The 21,384-nt window shown below is 28.8% G+C and carries 21 protein-coding genes; 5 read left to right on the top strand and 16 right to left on the bottom strand.

Translation table 11 applies throughout. From position 1 onward, the window contains the following. The first annotated feature begins 5 nt into the window (after positions 1-5). Entirely contained in the window at positions 6-1,592 is a 1,587-nt protein-coding gene (locus ACTF56_RS08755) for a sensor histidine kinase (RefSeq protein ID WP_438966519.1), read from the top strand. A 12-nt stretch (positions 1,593-1,604) separates the two neighbouring features. Then, a complete protein-coding gene (locus ACTF56_RS08750) occupies positions 1,605-2,306 on the top strand; it encodes a response regulator transcription factor (RefSeq protein ID WP_438966518.1) in 702 nt (233 codons plus the stop codon). A 46-nt stretch (positions 2,307-2,352) separates the two neighbouring features. On the opposite strand, the gene ACTF56_RS08745 is transcribed toward ACTF56_RS08750, so the two are convergent. The 10 genes from ACTF56_RS08745 to ACTF56_RS08700 form a co-directional block, all read right to left on the bottom strand. Further along, the gene (locus ACTF56_RS08745; RefSeq protein ID WP_438966517.1) at positions 2,353-3,090 is read right to left on the bottom strand and encodes an acyl-[acyl-carrier-protein] thioesterase; all 738 of its coding nucleotides are present in this window, start codon (positions 3,088-3,090) and stop codon (positions 2,353-2,355) included. Continuing rightward, positions 3,080-4,012, bottom strand: a complete 933-nt coding sequence (gene miaA, locus ACTF56_RS08740; protein ID WP_438966516.1) for a tRNA (adenosine(37)-N6)-dimethylallyltransferase MiaA — start codon at positions 4,010-4,012, stop codon at positions 3,080-3,082. The genes ACTF56_RS08745 and miaA overlap by 11 nt, the downstream gene beginning before the upstream one ends. 3 nt (positions 4,013-4,015) lie before the next feature. After that, complete coding sequence (locus tag ACTF56_RS08735) at positions 4,016-5,131, bottom strand: serine hydrolase domain-containing protein (RefSeq protein WP_438966515.1); 1,116 nt, start codon at positions 5,129-5,131, stop codon at positions 4,016-4,018. 19 nt (positions 5,132-5,150) lie between these two features. Then, complete coding sequence (locus tag ACTF56_RS08730) at positions 5,151-5,981, bottom strand: ion transporter (protein ID WP_438966514.1); 831 nt, start codon at positions 5,979-5,981, stop codon at positions 5,151-5,153. A 19-nt stretch (positions 5,982-6,000) separates the two neighbouring features. Then, positions 6,001-7,362 carry an exonuclease domain-containing protein gene (locus ACTF56_RS08725; protein ID WP_438966542.1) on the bottom strand — a complete coding sequence of 454 codons (1,362 nt, stop codon included), beginning with the start codon at positions 7,360-7,362 and terminating at the stop codon, positions 6,001-6,003. 83 nt (positions 7,363-7,445) lie between these two features. Next, positions 7,446-8,108, bottom strand: coding sequence for a YggS family pyridoxal phosphate-dependent enzyme (locus tag ACTF56_RS08720; protein ID WP_438966513.1), 663 nt, complete (start codon positions 8,106-8,108; stop codon positions 7,446-7,448). A gap of 125 nt (positions 8,109-8,233) precedes the next feature. Beyond that, positions 8,234-9,451: a DUF1015 domain-containing protein gene (locus ACTF56_RS08715; protein WP_438966512.1), complete on the bottom strand. Its 1,218-nt coding sequence runs from the start codon at positions 9,449-9,451 to the stop codon at positions 8,234-8,236. A 65-nt stretch (positions 9,452-9,516) separates the two neighbouring features. Continuing rightward, positions 9,517-10,407 (bottom strand): 3-hydroxyacyl-CoA dehydrogenase family protein, encoded by an 891-nt coding sequence (locus ACTF56_RS08710; RefSeq protein ID WP_438966511.1) that lies wholly within the window; start codon positions 10,405-10,407, stop codon positions 9,517-9,519. A gap of 1 nt (position 10,408) precedes the next feature. Next, positions 10,409-10,804 carry a hypothetical protein gene (locus ACTF56_RS08705; RefSeq protein WP_438966510.1) on the bottom strand — a complete coding sequence of 132 codons (396 nt, stop codon included), beginning with the start codon at positions 10,802-10,804 and terminating at the stop codon, positions 10,409-10,411. A gap of 1 nt (position 10,805) precedes the next feature. Continuing rightward, a complete protein-coding gene (locus ACTF56_RS08700; RefSeq protein ID WP_438966509.1) occupies positions 10,806-11,774 on the bottom strand; it encodes a Gfo/Idh/MocA family protein in 969 nt (322 codons plus the stop codon). 174 nt (positions 11,775-11,948) lie between these two features. Here ACTF56_RS08700 and ACTF56_RS08695 point away from each other — a divergent pair, with 174 nt between their 5' ends. Continuing rightward, complete coding sequence (locus ACTF56_RS08695) at positions 11,949-12,590, top strand: protein-L-isoaspartate(D-aspartate) O-methyltransferase (RefSeq protein WP_438966508.1); 642 nt, start codon at positions 11,949-11,951, stop codon at positions 12,588-12,590. Between the two features lie 34 nt (positions 12,591-12,624). Here the strand turns inward: ACTF56_RS08695 and ACTF56_RS08690 are convergent, their stop codons facing one another. After that, the gene (locus tag ACTF56_RS08690; RefSeq protein WP_438966507.1) at positions 12,625-13,674 is read right to left on the bottom strand and encodes a Fic family protein; all 1,050 of its coding nucleotides are present in this window, start codon (positions 13,672-13,674) and stop codon (positions 12,625-12,627) included. Between the two features lie 55 nt (positions 13,675-13,729). Next, positions 13,730-14,182, bottom strand: a complete 453-nt coding sequence (smpB, locus tag ACTF56_RS08685; protein ID WP_438966506.1) for an SsrA-binding protein SmpB — start codon at positions 14,180-14,182, stop codon at positions 13,730-13,732. 138 nt (positions 14,183-14,320) lie between these two features. Between smpB and ACTF56_RS08680 the strand changes: the two genes are divergently transcribed. Then, positions 14,321-14,917, top strand: coding sequence for an outer membrane beta-barrel protein (locus ACTF56_RS08680; protein WP_438966505.1), 597 nt, complete (start codon positions 14,321-14,323; stop codon positions 14,915-14,917). A gap of 50 nt (positions 14,918-14,967) precedes the next feature. On the opposite strand, the gene ACTF56_RS08675 is transcribed toward ACTF56_RS08680, so the two are convergent. Genes ACTF56_RS08675 through ACTF56_RS08660 form a run of 4 tightly spaced genes read right to left on the bottom strand, consistent with a single transcriptional unit; the run spans position 14,968 to position 19,067 of the window. Continuing rightward, the gene (locus ACTF56_RS08675; RefSeq protein WP_438966504.1) at positions 14,968-15,816 is read right to left on the bottom strand and encodes an aldose 1-epimerase family protein; all 849 of its coding nucleotides are present in this window, start codon (positions 15,814-15,816) and stop codon (positions 14,968-14,970) included. Further along, positions 15,816-17,357 (bottom strand): hypothetical protein, encoded by a 1,542-nt coding sequence (locus tag ACTF56_RS08670; protein WP_438966503.1) that lies wholly within the window; start codon positions 17,355-17,357, stop codon positions 15,816-15,818. The genes ACTF56_RS08675 and ACTF56_RS08670 overlap by 1 nt, the downstream gene beginning before the upstream one ends. 6 nt (positions 17,358-17,363) lie before the next feature. Continuing rightward, positions 17,364-18,506 (bottom strand): ABC transporter ATP-binding protein, encoded by a 1,143-nt coding sequence (locus ACTF56_RS08665; protein WP_438966502.1) that lies wholly within the window; start codon positions 18,504-18,506, stop codon positions 17,364-17,366. Between the two features lie 3 nt (positions 18,507-18,509). Further along, entirely contained in the window at positions 18,510-19,067 is a 558-nt protein-coding gene (locus ACTF56_RS08660; protein ID WP_438966501.1) for a GNAT family N-acetyltransferase, read from the bottom strand. A gap of 108 nt (positions 19,068-19,175) precedes the next feature. On the opposite strand from ACTF56_RS08660, the gene ACTF56_RS08655 reads away from it, so the two are divergent. Beyond that, complete coding sequence (locus tag ACTF56_RS08655; protein ID WP_438966500.1) at positions 19,176-21,380, top strand: M1 family metallopeptidase; 2,205 nt, start codon at positions 19,176-19,178, stop codon at positions 21,378-21,380. The last annotated feature ends 4 nt before the right edge of the window (positions 21,381-21,384 follow it).

The raw sequence follows: 21,384 nt of genomic DNA, 5'->3' as shown, positions 1-21,384 counted from the left end.
TATAGATGAACAAAGTAAAGTTTAGAATACTAGTTTTTTTTATGAGTGTTTCTCTTATAGGACTTATTCTAATTAAGTTTTATTGGATCAACTTGTTGCTTCAAAAAAGTAATGAGCAATTTAAACAAAATGTTCAGCAAATTATTGGTAATGTTTCAGAAAAAGTTAACGAAAGAGAATTTCGAAATTTTTTTGCCACATATAAGAAAATTGCAGATAGTTTGGGTGTAATGCCTAATCAAAAAGACATCAAAAATTTTCTCTATATTTCTAAAAATGAAGCCACTAATGAAACTATAATTTATTCAAATTCTATCATTGCACAGGATTATGACATAAATGCAACGTTCTTTAACAAATTAGCAGATTCTGTGCCCATTCAGAATTTTTTGGCAGAAAGAAAAACAAAAATATACAAGTCTACAGGATTTGATAGAGCTGGCATAACTTTGAAAGATAAACCCGATATTTCAATTGAAAATAAAGGAAATTTAGATCGATTAGATAAAGTGCAGCTAGAAATTGTTTATTATGATGTCATGAGCCAAAAAACACTTGCTGATAGAATTAGCAAAGATGATTTGGAAAGAATTTTAAGAAAAGAGCTCATTAAAAATGAAGTAAAAACACCTTTTGAATTTGGTGTATACAATAACGGATTAGCTACTAAAGTTACTTCTGAAAATTTTGAATACGATACTAAAAACACGTTTGGTGTGCCAATTTTTCAAGATATTGATGGAAATAGTCGTTATGAATTATTAGTCACTTTTCCTCAAAAAAGCAAATACGTTCTTTCGTCTATTATTTGGGTAATTATGTTGTCAATTATGCTTACAATGATTATAATTTTTACTTATTTAAGTGCTTTACGACAATTGATTACACAAAAGCAAATTTCTGAAATTAAATCAGATTTTATCAATAACATGACGCACGAATTTAAGACTCCAATTGCAACTATAAACTTGGCGTTGGATGCTATTAGAAATCCTAAAATTATTGACGATAAAGAAAAAGTACATCGTTATCTACAAATGATTAAGGATGAAAATAAAAGAATGCACGTTCAAGTTGATAACGTTTTAAGGATATCTAAATTAGAGAAAAAAGAACTTGATATTACTAAAGAACCACATGATTTGCATGAAATTATTGAAGAAGCAGTGGAACATATCAGTTTAATTGTAGAAGATAGTCAAGGTAAAATAACAACCGATTTAAAAGCAACTAATACAAACGTTTTATTAAATGATTCTCATTTTGTAAATGTAATTGTAAATATGTTGGATAATGCTGTAAAATATTCTGTAGATAAACCGATTATCGAAATTGCTACAGAAAATAGTGCTGTTGGTTATGTATTAATAAAAATAAAGGATAATGGTATAGGAATGTCCAAAGCAGCTCAAAAAAGAGTGTTTGAAAAATTCTATAGAGAACATACAGGAAATGTTCACAACGTTAAAGGACATGGTTTAGGTTTGTCTTATGTTAAACAAATTATAGACGATCATAATGGATTAATTTCCGTTGAAAGTGAAAAAGGAAAAGGAAGCGTTTTTACCATAAAAATGCCACTCATAAACTAAAAAAAAATAATTATGGAAGCAATGAAAAAAATATTATTAGTAGAAGATGATCCCAATTTTGGTGCTATATTAAAAGATTATTTAATGTTAAATGATTTTGAAGTAGTGCATGCCAAAAATGGAATGGAAGGTTTTGAAAAATTTAAAAAAGACACTTACGATTTGTGTATTTTGGATGTAATGATGCCTTACAAAGATGGTTATACTTTAGCAAGAGAAATTCGTGAAAAAAACCAAGAAGTGCCAATTGTATTTCTTACAGCAAAAACCATGAAAGAAGATGTATTAAAAGGATACAAAGTAGGAGCAGATGATTACCTAAATAAACCTTTTGATAGTGAAGTTTTACTAATGAAAATTAAAGCTATTATTCAAAGAAAAAGTAGTGAAGTAAAACCAGAATCTATCATTTTTGAATTTCAAATTGGAAAATTTCATTTAAATTCAAAATTAAGACAATTATCTTTTGATGGTCAAGAACCTGTAAAATTATCACCAAAAGAATGTGAGTTATTAAAAATGTTAGCACTACATGAAAATGATGTAATGCCAAGAGAATTAGCACTTACCAAAATTTGGAGAGATGATAATTACTTTACTTCAAGAAGTATGGATGTTTATATTGCTAAACTAAGAAAATACTTAAAACCAGATGAAAATGTAGAAATACTAAACATTCACGGTGAAGGATTTAGATTAGTAATAAAAAAATAATTGTTTTCAAACAATACAATAAAGCTCTAAGAAATTAGAGCTTTTTTTATTTCCACTCAATTTTTAATGCGTAAGCCACTTTATCTTCTTTGGAAAGTGTAAAAATACTTTCATTTTCAATTGAATTGGATTTAATTTCAGCTTCATCATTTAAGTTCAATTCAAGCATAAAATTCATATCAAACGATTTGACTTCACTTAACAACAGTTTTTTAGGATTTTCAACATCCAAACACCATTCCAAATATTTAACGTTATTGGCGTGATTTACAATGTCTAAATCAGAAAAAACAACTTTTCTATTTCCAATTTTTTCTATAACTTCATTGGTATTTATTTTTTCTGTGGGTTGTATTGTTGCATTTGTGTCAAATCTTTCAAAATGGTCATGACTTAAAGCTAAAGTATCTGGTCTTCTCGTTTTCGTATTTATGGTAACCCAATACGTTTCACAACCTACAATTTTTTCTCCATTCAAATACATTTCTAAGCAACGAGTCGAACGTGAATTTTCTAGTGATTTTATCCAAGTTTTCATAACAATTTTATCACGCCATTTGGGTAATTTGGTAATTTCAACACGCATTCTACTCAAAACCCAAGCTTGGCCATGTCTTTGTAAATCCGAATAACTAATACCACCTAAATCGGCATGATTTCCAGCAGTTATTTGAATAAAATTGCATATATCAGTATATTTTAGTAAACCGTTTGAATAACAATTTAAAAAGGTAAGTTCAAATTCTTGTTCGTATATAGATGTAAAATTTGGGCTAATTGACATTATTTATTTTTTCTGAAATTGTATTTATAATTGTTAAAGTTTCCGTTTGAAAATCAAACCAAATGGTATTTTCATTTCGTTTAAACCAAGTCAATTGACGTTTGGCAAATCTTCGTGTATTCATTTTTATTTGTTCGACAGCAAAATCTAAAGTTGTTTTTCCATCAAAATAGTCAAATAATTCTCTATAACCAACTGTTTGCAAAGCATTCAATTCTTTGTTTGGATAAACATTTTTTGCTTCTTTGAGTAAACCTTCATGTATCATGATATCAACTCTTTGGTTGATTCTGTTGTAGATGATTTCTCTTTCAGCTTCTAATCCAATGACAATTGGAGTGAAATTTCGTTCATTTTTTTTCTGATTCAAAAAGGAAGAATAAGGTAAATTGGAAGTCAAACAAACTTCCACAAAACGCATCATTCGTTGTGGGTTTTGAAGGGTTTGAGGATTTTTATTTAAAAGAGTAGAGTAGTAGTTAGAATCTAATTCTTGAAGCTTTTGTTGTAAAAATTCAAGACCTTTTTGTTCATATTGATTTCTAACATTTTCACGAATTTCAGTTGGTATTTCAGGAAAATCATCAAAACCTTGTAAAATGGCATTCACATATAAACCTGAACCACCAACTACAATTTGAATATTATTTTTTTGGAACAATTCGTCTAATTTGGCAATCGCTTCTTTCTCAAAATCACCAACAGAGTAATTCTCAAAAATAGATTTATTTTGGATAAAATGATGAGCAGCAGCAGCCAATTCTTCTTCATTTGGTACAGCTGTACCAATTTTCATTTCCTTAAAAAACTGACGGCTATCACACGAAAGTATCTCACAACCATAATGTTGCGCTAAATTTAAGCTCAAAGCAGTTTTCCCAATAGCTGTTGGACCAACGATTATAATTAGATAGTTTTTCAATTTTTATTTTACTTTAGCTATGGATTCAAATACGTTATCCCAATCACTATATTTTCCGTAATTTTTCCCTAATCTTACAATAATAGTTTCTGTTTTTGGATTTACATAAATGTATTGACCTAAAATTCCTTGAGCATAAAAACTCATATCATCTTTGTTTGAAATCCACCAGTGATTCTGATAATACCAAACACCACTTAAGTTATTTTCTGCTTTAGTTGTTTTTTCAACCCATTCTTTTGAAATGATTTGTTCACCATTCCAGTTTCCATTATTTAAAAATAAACGTCCTAATTTGGCATAATCAATGGCAACCGAATTTAAACAACAAAACGTTTTTTCAACACCATCTTTTTTATCTAAACTCCAACTTGCATTATATTCCATACCTAAAGGTTTCCATATTTTTTCTTCAAGATATTCACTGATTTTTTTTCCTTTTAGACTTGATTCTAAAATCAAACCTAAAATTTGCGAATCACCACTACTGTAACTAAAAGAATGGTTGTGATTTTTTTCTAATTTAAGTTTAGAAATTTCTTTTTTAAGATTTCTTCCATAATAGACACTTGCAGCATTTCCAAATGGATTGTAATAACTTTCATTAAATTCAATTCCAGAAGTCATGTTTAATAAATGGGTTATAGTAACTTTATCAAAACCATTTTCTTTTAATTCTGGAAGATAATTGGTTATGGGTTCATCAACAGATTTAATCAAACCATCATCAATAGCACAACCAATTAACATTGAAATCACAGATTTTGCCATGGAAAATGAAGGCACGATTTTTTCTTTATCATAACCATCAAAATATTTTTCATAGATTACCGTATCTTTTCTAATTACAACAAAAGCAACCGTTTTGTTTAGTTCTAAATACTCATCAAAAGAATAGATTTTTTCTTTTCCTTTTATGTTTAAAGTAACCGTTTTTGCGATTTGTTCCCTTAAATTATAATGAAATTTAAAAGGTTCTTCAGACTTTTCTATGTCTCTTTTTGGGAATTTTTTGTGATCATTAATATCAGCAAAATTATAAATTACAAATCGACCTAATTTACAAGAAGTAAAGAATACTAAAGTAAAGATTAAAATAAAAAAACTCTTTTTAGTCATAAGAATATATTTAAAATTATTAATCAGTTTCTAAATTATTTCCACAATGATAACAAAACTTAGCATTATCTCTATGGTCTTCAGTTCCACAACTTGAGCATGGATTTTTAGCATTTGAATTTCTAGTTTTATTGGCAAATTCAGCAGAAACAATTCCGGTTGGAACAGCTATAATTCCATAACCTAAAATCATTACTAAAGTAGCAATTATTTGTCCAATAGTAGTAACTGGAGCAATATCTCCATAACCAACAGTTGTTAGTGTTACAATGCACCAATAAATACTTCTTGGAATACTGGTGAAACCACTTTCAGGACCTTCTATAACAAACATTAAAGCTCCAAGTAAAATAGAAATTACAAGCACAAAATAAATAAAAACGATGATTTTAGATTGACTAGCTTTTAATGCTAATTTTAAATTGGAAGCTTGACCCGTAAAGTGAGCTAAATTTAAGATTCGGAACAAACGTAGCAATCTTAATGCTCTTACGATGGATAAGATTTTCGTTTGAGGAAAGAAGAACGACAAATACATCGGTAAAATCGAAATCAAATCGATAATTCCATAAAAACTAAATATGTAATTTAGAGGTTTTTTTATAGAAATAATACGAAGAATATACTCAATAGTGAAAAAAACCGTTATAATCCATTCAGAGTAATAAAGTAAATCATGGTATTTATCATCTAATTCTTTTACAGATTCTAGCATAACTAAAACCACACTTAAAAGGATAACTCCTAAAAGTACTAAATCAAAAAGTTTACCTGCAAAAGTGTTGGTTCCATAAATAAGTATGTGAACTCTCTTCTGAAATTTTTCCCAATTGGAGTTAGTTTCTTCCATAAAAACAAATATACAAAAATTAAAATTTTACAATTTTAAGATTTTTACTTTTTCGCATATAAGATTGAATAATAGAACGAGTGTCTCTATTATTTTGCATTGGAATAATGAGGTTTCTGAGGATTTCTATATTACTGATTTGGTAATTTAAATCATAAAAACAATAGCCTTTATAAATTCCTTTTTCGATTAAAATAGCACTTCTTTCGTCATGAGTTCTTCCTTTGTCAATAATAACCATATTATTACTTTCAAACGAGTTGTTTTTAATAAAATCTTTAACTCGTTTGTTGTATTCTTCTGAATTTTCCTTGCCAATACAAGCTCCAAAACATTGTTTTATATCGTATTGAAAACAACTTTTTTTGGTATCATAAATGCCATTAATTTTTTGACAAAGTTGGTACTTTTCAGTAATTTTAAACAAAGCAGTTTTACCTTCTTGAAGCGAAGTAAAGGAAGTTATTTCTTTTTTTCTTCCATCTGATTTTTCAACTTTTAAAGCAGTATATCCCTCTTTTGTTTTTTCTGAATATAATGCCCAATTGAATAAGGTTTTGCGTTGAGCTCTATTATGAATTGGTTTATTAATTTTAATTTCTTCACTTTCTTTTAAAAGCGCAATGAGTTCAGAACCTGTTTCTTCGTAAGTTACAGCATAGACTTGGGATTGAATTTTTAAACATTTTGAAGTTTTTCCGGTAAAATGTTGATTGATTCTATTCTTAATGTTTTTACTCTTTCCAATATAAATTAAATCACCTTTTTCGTTGTGAATGTAATAAATTCCAACTTTATTGGGTAGACTTTCCACAATATCTAGAAGTTTTGGAGCCATTCCTAGTTTAACTTCTGTTTTAATGTATTCTTTTACGATTTCTTTGGTAGAATCTTTGGATAATAAAAGTTTGAAAAGTTTTACGGTTGCCAAAGCATCACCACTTGCTCTATGTCTGTCAGTTACCGGAATTCCCAAAGAACGAACTAATTTACCTAAACTATAAGAAGGTTGTTCAGGAATTAATTTCTTAGATAATTCAACGGTACAAATAGTTTGACGAACAAATTTGTATCCCAAGCGATCAAATTCATTTCTTAAAATTCTGTAATCAAATGACGAATTGTGAGCCACAACAATACAACCTTCAGTAATTTCTATAATTCGTTTGGCAACTTCATAAAATTTGGGAGCAGAACGCAACATCGCATTGTTAATTCCAGTCAATTTAACCACAAAAGGCTGAATTGGTTTTTCAGGATTAACAAGACTGATGAATTGATCAATTACTTCGTGACCATTGTATTTATAAATAGCAATTTCGGTAATTCCTTCTTCGTTAAATTGTCCACCAGTGGTTTCTATGTCTAGGATTGCGTAAATTTTCTTTTCTTTTAAGTTTCAAAGAAACAAAGTTACAAACTTGGAAAGTATTTTGTTTTCTTTTTTATATTTTCTTTTTTCAATTATCTTGAACCAAATATGCTGCTTCCAATTCTAACCATCGTACTGCCACATTCGATGGCAAGTTTATAATCACCAGACATTCCCATTGAAAGAGTTGTTGGTTGGTAGTTGTTGGTTGTTGGTATAGTTTGTAATCTATCAAAAATGGATTTTAAATGTAGAAATTCTTTTTTAATTTGGGTTTGATTTTCGGTAAAAGTTGCCATTCCCATCAAACCAATAATTTTGATATTTTCAAATTTGTTGAGTTTGACTTGTTCCAAAATCTCATCTAATTCGTTATTATCTAAACCAAATTTAGTTTCTTCTTCAGCAATGTGCATTTGCAGTAAAACATCAATAACTCTATTGTGCTTTTGAGCTTGTTTGTTGATTTCGTTTAATAATTTCAAACTATCAACACCATGAACTAAACTCACATATTCAGCCATGTATTTCACTTTATTGGTTTGAACATGACCAATCATGTGCCATTGAATATCCTTAGGCATTTCTTCCCATTTTTCAGTCATTTCTTGGATTTTGTTTTCTCCAAAAATGCGTTGACCAGCATTGTAAGCTTCCATCAAATCAGACACAGGTTTTGTTTTTGAAACGGCAACAAGTGTTACGTTTTCAGGAAGTTGGGATTTTATAACTAGTAGGTTATCTGTTATTTGCATTTTTTTGTTTTTTCGAAACACAGATTTAAGAAATTTCAAAAATTTTTATATTTTCTTAAATCAGTCTTGCATTTTATTTGTATTATCTAAGTCTCAATACTTAAATCTTATCTCTTAATACTTTCTTACAACTCATAAACCATCAAACCACTTCTGAATTTAGGTTCGATGTATGTACTTTTTGGAGGCATTATTAAATTGTTGTCTGCAAAGTCTTTAATTTCATTGATATTTGAAGGATAAAGCATAAAACCAACCTCAAATTCTCCTTCATCAACAACTAATTTTATAGCTGTAATAGGTTGTTTTCCAGAAATATAATCGATTCGTTCGTCGTTTCTTAAATCTCCAATTCCTAATATGGGATTTAAAACTTTATCATATAAAATTTGAGCATCTAAGTTTTCTAAAATACTGATTTCATCATTACTTTTTTTATAAAATAAAGCATAGAAATCACCATCTAAATACATTCCAAATTCGAACTTATCTTGCGGTTTCCACAATTCTTGTTCTTTGATTTTTATGATGAAATTTTCTTGTAATTTTTTTAAAAATTCAGTTTTAGAATTCCCGTTCAAATCACGCACAATACGATTGTATTCATAAATTTTGACATTACTTTCTGGAATTAAAAAACTCATAAAATAACTTAGATTATAGTTTTTTAGATGTTTATTTTCTTCGTAAAGTAATTCTGCTGAAGCTGAACGGTGATGTCCATCAGCAATATATAAATTGGGAATATTTTCAAAATGAGTTGTTAACCAATTGATGTCGCTATTAGTATCGATCTTCCAAAGGGTGTGTTTTTCTTTATTTGTGGTTGAAAATCTATACAAAGGTTCGCTTTGTTTTTTAAATAAAATCCACGTGTTTAATTCAACGCTATCTGGATAAGTAATCAAAACAGGTTCCGTGTTGAACTGGATTTGATGCAAATAATCTTTAAACAATTCTACACGATATTGCAAAGTGTCTTCGTGTTTTTTAATCACATCATTTTGGTAATCTTCAACTGAAGTTCCTGCAATTATTCCTGTAAATTTCTGATTTTTTGACTCAATTTCATACACATAAAAAACAGGATTTTCTTCTTGAACAAAAATATGTTCATTTTTAAAGTCTTGATATTTTAACGCAACACCTTTAAAACGTTTGTCTAAACTGATTTTTTGAACGTGAGCAAAAGCAGGATTTATAACATGTAAAAAAGAATAAGGATTGAAGTTTAGCCAAGCAGCAAGCTCAGCAGCACTATAATCATCATAATTTCTACAAGAAACCAACCCAACTTTATCAGGTGCAGGACGAACGGCTTTAAATGGAATTATTTTACTCATTTTAGGCATTAGGCATTAGGCATTAGGCAATAGTATAATACTTTTGGCTAATGGCTTTTGCCTTTTTACTTATTAAATTGTTTAGAAACTTTCTCTGCTTTTTTACTTTCGGAATAATCGTAAAAACCTTCACCAGATTTTGCACCGAGTTTTCCAGCCATTACCATATTCACTAATAAAGGACAAGGAGCGTATTTTGGATTTTTGAAACCATCATACATTACGTTAAGTATCGAAAGACATACATCTAAGCCAATAAAATCAGCTAATTGTAATGGTCCCATTGGGTGTGCCATTCCTAATTTCATCACGGTATCAATTTCTTCAACACCAGCAACACCATTGTATAATGTTTCGATGGCTTCGTTAATCATTGGCATTAAGATTCTATTGGCTACAAAACCAGGATAATCGTTAACTTCTGTTGGTGTTTTTCCTAATTTAATGGATAAATCCATGATGATTTTAGTTACTTCATCAGAAGTGTTGTAACCACGAATGATTTCGACTAATTTCATGATTGGCACTGGATTCATAAAATGCATTCCAATAACGCGTTCTGGATGAACTACTTGTGCTGCAATTTGCGTGATAGAAATTGAAGAAGTATTGGAAGCTAAAATCACATTATGATCACAAGTATCACTCAATTGTTTGAAGATATTCATTTTTAAACCCACATTTTCAGTAGCAGCTTCTACCACTAAATCGCAACCTACAACACCATCTTTAATGTCTGTGTATGTAATTATATTAGAAATTGTTTTGTGTTTATCTTCTTCAGATATTGTTCCTTTGGAAACCATTCTGTCCAAGTTATTAGCGATAGTTGCCATTCCTTTTTCTAATGATTTTTCAGAAATATCGATTAATTTTACAGTAAATCCTGATTGAGCAAACGTATGAGCAATTCCGTTACCCATTGTTCCAGCTCCAATTACAGCTATTTGTTTCATTTTAATTTTTATTTTTTTTTCGTGAATATGATGAAATAAGAATCATTATTGAGATTACAATAAATTCAACTATTTTATTTTCAGTTAAAAAATAAATTGCTAATCCAATTAGAGCTATTCCACTGGTAATTTCAATTATATTAGAGGTTATTTTAAAAAATGTTATAAATTTTTTGGTCATTTTAGATTTTAAATAATTCAAAATTAAATGAACTATTCCTAAAAACAAGACAAAAGAAGCTACACAAATTAAAGTCAGGAATAAATTTCTTTCATTTCCATTTTTAACCAAAGCAACTTCTGTAAAGAAATATATGGAATAAGTTAAAACAATCAAGTACAATGATGGTTTTAATCTCTTATCTAATGAAAATATTATAAAATCTTTTCTTGTCATATTATTTCTCGTTCATAGAATCAATAATCATATAAGCAACTCTCAAAGCTTCAGTTCCATCTTCTAATGTTACAATTGGAGTTGTGTTATTATTGATAGCATCAGCAAATGATTCCAATTCATCTAAAATGGCATTGTTTGGAGAAACTTCTGGATTGTCGAAATAAATTTGTTTTTTCTCACCTTCAGCATTTTGTAATATCATATCAAAATCACCTGGAACTTCTGGAGCATCTTTCATTTTTACTACTTCGCAAATTTTCTCTAAATAATCCACAGAAATGTATGCGTCTTTTTGGAAAAAACGGGATTTTCGCATATTTTTCATCGAAATTCTGCTTGAAGTAATATTGGCAACACAACCATTTTCAAATTCAACACGAGCATTTGCAATATCTGGAGATTGACTCAAAACAGAAACACCACTTGCATGAACAGCTTTTACTTTTGATTTTACTACACTCAAAATGGCATCAATATCGTGAATCATTAAATCTAAAACTACAGGAACATCTGTACCTCTTGGATTGAATTCAGCCAAACGGTGCGTTTCAATAAACATTGGACTTTCAATTTGATTTTTCACAACAATAAATGCAGGATTGAATCGTTCTACGTGTCCAACTTGACCTTTTACATTATATTCTTTGGCTAAAGAAATGATTTCTTCAGCTTCTTCAACTGTGGTTGAAATTGGTTTTTCAATAAAAACATGTTTACCACTTTTGATAGCAACTTTAGCACATTTATAATGAGAAAGAGTAGGAGTTACAATGTCAACAACATCAACAGCATGAATTAATTTGGCAATTGTATCAAATTGTTTGTATCCAAATTCAGCCGCAACTTTTTTTCCATTTTCTTGATTGTCATCGTAAAACCCAACTAATTCGTATTTTTCAGATTGTTGTAATAATCGTAAATGTATTTTTCCTAGATGACCAGCACCTAAAACGCCGATTTTTATCATAAAAATTAAATTTTATCAAAAGTAAGAATAATAGAATAAATTCCAATTTTTTTAAATCCCAAATTCCAAGTATTGTTTATAAAATCGATTAAATTATAAAATTGGAATTTGGAATTTATTTTTTGGAATTTGTTTTTATTAGGTATATTTTTACCAAACAAATTTTAGCCCCAATTGAAAAATACTGCCAAACATCAAGGACTTCGAAATCAATTAGCCAAACTACTTGAAGAAAAAGGAATTACAGATAAAAATGTTTTAGAAGCTATAAAAATTATACCTAGACATTTGTTTTTGAATTCAAGTTTTGAAGATTTTGCTTACCAAGACAAGGCATTTCCTATTGCAGCTGATCAAACTATTTCACAACCTTATACAGTAGCTTTTCAAAGCCAACTTTTAGAAGTAAAAAAAGAAGATAAAATTCTTGAAATAGGAACAGGAAGCGGTTACCAAACAGCAGTTTTATGTACAATGGGAGCAACGGTTTACACTATTGAAAGGCAAAATGAATTGTTTAAAAAAACTTCCCTTTTATTACCAAAATTGGGCATAAGACCTAAAAAAGTAATTTTTGGAGATGGCTACAAAGGTTTGCCAGAATTTGCACCTTTTGATGGAATTATTGTAACTGCTGGAGCACCATTTATTCCGCAACCTTTAATGGCTCAATTGAAAATAGGAGGAAAACTAGTTATTCCTTTGGGAGAAGAACATCAAATCATGACGATGTTGATTCGTAAAAATGAAACTCAATTTGAAAAACACGAATTTGGAGAGTTTCGATTTGTACCTCTTTTAGAAAATAAAAATTAAAAAAGCGAACTCGTTTAATTGAATTCGCTTTAAATTATTGCTTAATTATTGAAATATATCGTTCTAAACTTTCTTTTTCTGTTTGGGCAATAAATAATAAAAAATCTTCTTTATTATTTGATGTTTGAGCTATTTCTAAAGCTTTGTAATACCTTATTCTTGTGTCATAATCACCTTTGATATTAGCAATTACATAACCATGTTGAAGAAGAATTAGATTCATGACCAAACGAGAAGTTCTTCCATTTCCATCTATAAAAGGATGAATTTTTACCAATCTTTCGTGCATTTCTGCTGCAAGAATTATAGGATGCATCTTATTTTTGTTTTCTAAAAACCAAATAAAATAATCTTCCATAGCTTTAGCAACTAAATACGGTTGTGGTGGCAAATGAGAGCTTCCTTTTATCATCACTTGAACTTTTCTATACTTGCCAGCATCTTCTTGAATAATTCCACGAAGAATTAAATTATGAATGGACAATAATTCTCTTTCATTTATTGAAAAATTGCGTTCTTGTAATTGCTTTATATAGCTAATGGCTTCTTGATGATTTATAGCTTCAAGATGTTCTCGCATGCTTTTGCCAGAAACGGTTAATCCTTCGTTAACTACCAAATCTGTTTCTCTTAGTGTTAAAGTATTTCCTTCAATTCTATTACTTTCAAAAGTATATTCTAATTCTAAAGCTTGTGCAATTCTAAAACTATCAAACTGACGAAAATTATCTAATTCTTTTTTTAATACATCTATATCAACTAAAATAGCTTGTAAATTTTTTGAAAGAGGTTTTCTTTTAAAAGCTGCATCATAAATGGCTTCTGCTTCTGCTAATTGTAGTGCTTTTATTCCAAATTCTTCATCTTTTATTTCATATAGAATTCTTGCTTTAATCCATTCTATAATTAAAGTTTCGTAATTTATGTCTAAGAGTTCAGATAGTTTTTTTACTTGTTCTTTAGTAGGTTTTCTTGAGCCGTTTTCAAATTTACTTATCAATGCTTGGTCGATACCCATAAGTTGAGCTAACTCACGAGTTTTTAGATTTTTTTGCTCTCTAGCATTTTTTAATAAGGTATTCATAATATTGACAAATAAATTCTTGACAAATTTAGTCATAATTTTAGATAAAAAAAACCTAAAACGATTTTTTTATTCTATCAATATCTCTTTTTGTATCTTGTTCTTTTAAAGATTCGCGTTTATCGTAATTTTTCTTTCCTTTAGCTAAAGCAATTTCTAGTTTAGCTAATCCTTTTTCGTTAGTATAAAGTTTTAAAGGAACAATAGTTAAACCTTTGTTTTGACTGTCTTTTTCTAATTTTTTGAGTTCTTTTCTATTTAACAAAAGTTTACGTTCACTTTTTGATTTGTGATTGTAATGCGTTCCGTATTGATATTCTTCAATATGTGAATTGATAATAAAAAGTTCGTTATTACTAAATTCACAAAAACTTTCTGCAATAGAAGCTTTTCCTAATCGTATAGATTTGATTTCTGTGCCAGTTAACACAATACCAGCATTGTATTTGTCTAATATTTCATAGTCAAATTTGGCTCTTTTATTAAGTATGTTAATGGTTTTTTGCATAGGACTGCAAATGTAAGTTAAAACATTAAAAATGCAATTATTTTAGGTCTTAAAATATTTTTTAAACAATGATTTATGTCATTTATTTAGCTTTTTCTTGTTAATAAATTTGTCTTATAATTTTAAAACAAAAACAAAATGAAAAAATTAATTTTAATTGCAGTAGTATCATTATTTAGTATTTCAACATTTGCACAAGAAGGTTTACAAGGAACTTGGTGGGCAGCTGGTCAAGTATCTTTTGGTTCTGAAAAAACTGGAGATTTAAAATCAACATCAAACATGATTTTACCTATTATTGGATATTTTGTAGCGCCTACAACTACATTAGGATTAGGTGTTGGTAATATTTCAAATAAATCTGAAATAGGTTCTTTAACTACTGCTGAAACTAACACTTTTGTAGTTAAACCATTAATAAGAAAATATTGGAATGTTACAGGAAATCTATATTTTTATGGACAAGCAGCATTGCCAGTGATGTTTGGTAAAGACAAAATTACTGATGATAAAATGTCTTCCTTTGGATTAGAAGTTTCTCCTGGTTTTGATTACATCATAAACAAATGGTTAACGGTAGAGACTTCATTTACAATATTAAATGTGAATTCAACTACAACTACACCAACAGTTGGAGATAAAACAACAGAATTTAATTTTAACGCAAACCCAATGAATTCAGTTGCAGATAGAACATTTGGGAATTTACAAGTTGGTGTTAAGTTTCTTTTCTAAAAAAAATTAAATAATAAAAATAACCATCATAAATTATTTATGATGGTTATTTAATAAATTTCAATTGAAAATTCACAACTCAATTTTTCATTAGGGTTAATTGTTTGAATGGATTCTTTTTCAAATAATTTACCATTGGAATTACTCTTATCTGCATATCCCATCCAAGGTTCAATACATAAAAAAGGAGCATTTGGTTTTGTCCAAATTCCAAGATGTTTAAAATCCGAAAAGCTTATTTTTATATAAGGTTTATTGTTAAAATGCAATTCAAATTCTTTAGATTCAATGTTTTTAAAAACTAAGGCATCTTTGTCAAATAGTGTATAATTTAAGGCTAATTGTTGGTTTTTTGATTGAATTCCAATAGTTTTTCCACTAAATAAATCATTTTCTAATTGGTGACTTAGTAATTTTTCTTCTTTATTAAAATGCAATGAATATTCATTAAAATTAGAAGGAATTGAAAATGCAGGATGAGCACCAATATTAAAAGGCATGATGTTTTTTGAATTATTTTCTACAGAATAAATCAAACTCAATTTGTTTTCATTTAATACATATTTCAGTTGTAATTCAAACTCAAAGGGATATACTTGTAATGTTGTTTCGTTTTCTTTTAATGAAAAAGTAACAGAATTTTCAGTTGTTTCGATAACCTTAAAATTAAAATTTCTTGCGAAACCATGTCGAGGTAATTCATATTCATTACCATCAATCTCGTAAGAATTATTTTTTAAACCACCAACTATTGGAAATAATACAGGTGAAGTTTTATTCCAAAATTGTTCATCAACAGACCAAATATAGTTAGTATTATCTTTTGTAAATGATTCTAATTCAGCTCCAAAATGAAGTATTGAAGCTGAATAGTTTTTGTCTTTTATTATTGTTTTCATTATTCTTCAGGCATTCCTTTCCAATTTCTAATAATTCTACTCATTACAAAAATAACGATAATAGCAATTATAAAATTTACAGTTAACATTTCTAAAATATGGGTATTGAACCAATTGTATCCAGGAGAATTATAATTTCTATACAAGTTTCTTTCTCTTCTGTAACTATCGAGAATTAAAAAATATACTATTGGAATTAGGAATCCAAATGTCCATAAAAATAGATTTAAAGCTATTTTACTTAATTGAACACTTCTTTGGTTGAAATAAATTACAAAAAAGTAAATGATTACCCCAATAATTGAAAATAAAACAAAATAAAGGTAGGCCATTTCAGAAGATAAAACTGCTGTAAATACTCCAAAAATTATATTTAAAACCCCAAAACTCACTAAGGCAATCAACCAACTTTTACCTGAAGTAACTCGAAATGAAAATAGCAACAATGAAAAACCTAAAGCAGCAAATAAATAAGCTAAAATACCTTCAAATTCTATAAACGGATTTGCATGTGCTTTTGAAACGATTTGATATTTATTTTTTAAAACATCTTGTTGAACAAAATACTTTGAATATTTGTTATTGTTGGGATTTATATAACTTTTTGAATAATTACTATTGTAATTGTAAGAATCTTCAGTTTCGTATTCATTCAAAAAAGGAACAATATAAAGAAATTCAGTAAATTCGGGTTTGTTGTAAGTTATTTTAAACCATTTTTCAACATTTAAATTTGTCGCAAGTTGATGTTCTTTGATTAGGTTTAAGTATTTATTCATCAAGTTTTTAACTTCTTTTTGATTGTCTTCAAAAAGCCAATTTTTAACTTCTAAATTATTTAAAAAATCTTGTGCTTCATCAAACATATAAAATTCAAAACATTGACGATTCATTAAAGAATTTTCGTCATATTTTTTATTTTTAAACATCACATGATCTTTATAAACAAAACCTGAGTAATCAATCGTTTCTTCTGCATAAGTTTCAGTAACATCTTCAACATTATTTTGGTTTTGATTGCTTAAATCATTGTTTTCACTAATTTTTTCAATAAAATTTGAAGCTACTGAGTCAATTTCTGTTCTTTTAAAATAGCCGTCAATAAATACATCAGCTTGACTAATAATTTTACATCTTTCTTTTGTTTCTTGTAATGAATAGTAACTTTTCTGATGCAATTGTTCTCCAATTTGGAAGGAAACGAAAAAAGTAATTAGCAACAAACAAACTATAAAAATCTGAAGCCATTCATAAAATAAACTATTTTTTGATTTGGTATAAAATGTTTTTAACGAATTGTTTTTAAAGTAATTAACTAGCCACAAAATGGTGATTAAAATAATTAATAAAATTCCAAAAAGAATAGCACTGACTTCAATATCTACTTTAGTTTGGTTTGTAAAATCTATTGTTCCTTCATAATATCCTAAGGCAAAGAAAATGAGGTGTAGTATAACACCAATAAACAGCATTGGAACCAATTTAGTGTTCCAAATAATAGGATTTTTTAACAATAATTTTTTCTGAATATTTTTAAACATAGTGATTTAGTTTACAAAAAAACGTCTTGTTGAATTAGAAATATTACGCATATAACTAACAGTAACGTTTTGATTAATAATTGTTTTCATGAAATCATTGATGGTAATGTGGTCTGGAAAAACAGCAATTAGTGTTCCTCCATTTTGTTCCAAACTCACCAATTGTAAACTGTCAAAAGCTACTTTTAAATCACTTAAAGATTGTGTGCTTTCAAATTCAATTACAAAATGTTTTTCCTCGTTTTCTGAGGTAAAATTCAGATTTTTTTGAGCTCCATTTTTTAAGAAAACCACTTGATTTGAAGTTTTTTCTACTTCATATAATTGTTGTGAACTTAAAATTATGGCAATCGGTCTAAAAGGAGAATTTGCAATGTTTCTAAAATCATCTAAAATGGTTTGTTGAGCCAAAATATCTAGATTTGCCAAAGGTTCATCAATCAATAATATTTTTGGTTTCCTAAGCAACATTCGTGCTAATTCAAAACGCATTTTATATCCAGAAGATAAGTTATTCCAGCCGTGATTTCTGAATTTTCTTAATCCTAAACGCGTAATTATTAAATCAACAACCAAATTGTTTTCTTCAGGCACATAGCCATAACAACTTGCTGTAAACTCTAAATTTTGATACATTGATCCCCTCCAAGTTTCCGTTCTTTGAGGAATATAAACCAATTTTGTTCTTAGATCAAAAGTGTCATCATAATCAAAATTATAATTAATTTTTCCAGAAGTTGGATGCAATTCACCGCAAATACTTCTTAATAATGTAGTTTTTCCGTTTCCATTTTCACCAACTAAACCAATTATTTCTCCTGTTTTTATGGTCAAATTTATAGCACCAAGTTGAAAAGAGTTGTAAGACTTTGTCAAATTATCAACAGTAATTACATTTTGAGCTTCAATGGCAACTTTGTTAGATAAAAAAGCGTGAAGTTCCTTTAATAAATGAGTTAGTTTTTCTTTTTTTTCAGATTCATTGGTTTCATTTGCATCTAACCAATTTAAAAAAGCAGTCGTTTTTTCATAAAATGAAATGCTTTCGGTATCCAAAGTAAAATCGATGACTCTTTTAACAACTTTATTGAAATCGTTAAAATGTAAAAGTTCTTCTACTAATTGGAATTGTTTCTCAAATTCTGTCATATTTTATTTATAATTTCGTTTTAATAAGGAATAAATTATACTATCCAAAAAACTGCCTTCAAAGCAAATGTTTTCTTTTAAATGTGCTTCTTTAATAAATCTATTTTTTTGTAAAACTTTTTCAGATGCCATGTTTAAAGGATCAATTACAGCTTCAATAGAGTTTAAATTTAACACATTAAAACCATAATCTATTATCGTTTTTACAGCTTCAGTTACATATCCTTTGTTGTGGTATTCGGGTAAAATCATATAACCAATTTCAGAACGATAATGTTCAGGTTTTATGATATAATGTCCGACTAAACCAATCATTTTTGGATCATCTTTCAAACAAACTACCCAATTAATTCCTTCATTATTAGTTGTTTTTTCTTTGATCATTTTAATGTGCTCCAAGGAATCCTGATGATTTTTAAGCAAAGGTCTTGGTATAAATTTCATGTTTTCAGGATTGCTTCTCAGTTGAAAAACTTGTTCCACATCATTTTCGTTTATTTCTCGATAAATTAATCGTTCAGAAAATAAGGTTGGAAACGGTATGAAGTTGACAGAAAGCATTAACAAATATTTATGATGTGAAGATACTAATTATCTTATTTACTAAGTATTTTTTTTGTTAATTTGCTTATAATTATTCAAAAATAATAACAAAACAACCCTTTACAAATGAAAAATTTTTTCTCTAAAGCAATTACAATAGTAGCTTTATGTATTGGATTTTCTGGTATTCAGGCACAAGAAACTAAAGAATCTAATTACAGTTATGTAGATGCATTTGCACCTAATTTTTATAAAAAAAACGGCAATGATTTCCGCTCTGCAAGTGGAAAACCTGGACCAAAATATTGGCAAAACAGAGCAGATTATGCAATTGATGTCAATTTGAATGAAACTTCAAAGGAAATTAAAGGAACAGTAAATTTATCTTACACTAACAACAGTCCAGATGAATTAGACTTTTTATGGATGTACTTAGATCAAAATTTATTTGCTAAGGAATCTCGTGGGAATGCTGTAATTCCTGTAAGTGGTTCTAGAAATGGAGCTAAAGGAGAAGCATTTGATGGAGGAAACAAAATTTCTAAAGTACTTGTTGACGGAAATGCAGCAACTTACGAAATTGTTGATACTAGAATGAAAATTACATTAGTAAAACCTTTAAAAGCCAATGGTGGGAAAGTAAAATTAACGGTTGATTTCGCTTTCATTTCTCCAGAATACGGTTCTGATAGAATGGGATATTTACCTACTAAAAATGGAACTGTTTTCACAATTGCACAATGGTATCCAAAAATAGCAGTTTATGATGATGTTAGAGGTTGGAATACACAACCTTATTTAGGAGCAGGTGAATTTTACTGTGAATATGGCGATTTTGAAGTTGCAATTACAGTTCCTTCCAACCATTTTGTAGTTTGTTCTGGTGAAGTTACAAATGCTTCACAAGTCATGACAGCCTCTGAATTAAGTAATTGGAATAAAGCCAAAACTAGCGATAAAACAGTTATGGTTCGTTCTTCAAGTGATTTAGGTAAAGTTGCGGCAAACGGAACTAAAACGTGGAAATTTAAAATCAATAATTCTAGAGATGTAGCTTGGGCTTCTTCTGCAGCTTTTATTATTGATGCAGCTCGTATTAATTTGCCAAGTGGAAATAAATCATTAGCGGTTTCTGCATATCCAATTGAAAGTGAAGGAGAAAAAGCATGGAGTCGTTCTACAGAATATACAAAAGGAAGTATTGAAGGCTATTCAAAAAGATGGTTAGAATATCCTTATCCAGCAGCTATAAATGTGGCAGGTAATGAAGGAGGAATGGAATATCCTGGTATTGTATTTTGTAATTATAAATCAAAAGGTTCAAGCCTTTGGGGTGTTACGGATCATGAATTTGGTCATATTTGGTTTCCAATGATAGTGGGTTCCAATGAAAGACAATTTGCATGGATGGATGAAGGATTCAATACTTTTATAAATGGTGTAAGTGGTGAAGATTTTAATGCTGGAGAATATAATGAGAAAAAATTCAACATGCACAGAATGTCAAATACATTAACTGGTGATAATTTAGAGCCTGTTTACACAGCACCTGATGGCATGAAAGAGAGAAATATGGGAGTATTGGCTTATATGAAACCAGGAACTGCATTAGATTTATTAAGAAATGAAGTTTTAGGTAAAGAGCGTTTTGATGCTGCTTTTAAAGAATATGTAAAACGTTGGGCATATAAACATCCAACACCAGACGACTTTTTTAGAACTATGGAAAATGTTTCTGGGGAAGATTTAGGTTGGTTTTGGAGAGGATGGATTTTGAATAATTGGAAAATAGATCAAGCTATAAAATCAGTTAAATATGTTAAGAATGATCCTAAAAATGGAGCGCTTATAACTATTGAAAATCTTGAAAAAATGGCAATGCCTGTAGTTGTTGAAATTGAATTTAAAAATGGTGAAAAAACGACTGTAAAATTACCTGTTGAAATTTGGCAAAGAAATACTTCATGGACTTTCATGCACAATTCTTCTGAAGAAATTATGAAAGTTACTTTAGATCCTAAATTTGTTTTACCAGATTCGGATAGTGATAATAATGTTTGGAAATCTGAAAACATGCCAGCAGCTGCTCCTGGAAAATATGTCTCTTTTGTGGGTGATTACTCAAGTAAAGAAATTCCTGTAAAAGTTTCTTTATTTGAAGAAGACGGTGCTTTAATGATTTCAGGAAATGGCGATTCTGCACCTTTAGAAGATAAAGGTAATAATACATTTGTACTAGAGGCAGATGGTTTAGAAATCAAGTTTAATGAAGATAAAAAAGGATTTACATTAAAAGTCGGACCACAAAGTTTTTCTTTTACTAAAGACTAAGTCT

The organism is Flavobacterium sp., assembly GCF_965657075.1.
GTDB lineage: Bacteria > Bacteroidota > Bacteroidia > Flavobacteriales > Flavobacteriaceae > Flavobacterium.
Note: the sequence above shows the minus strand (reverse complement) of the source record. Positions and strands in the feature narration are given on the sequence as shown.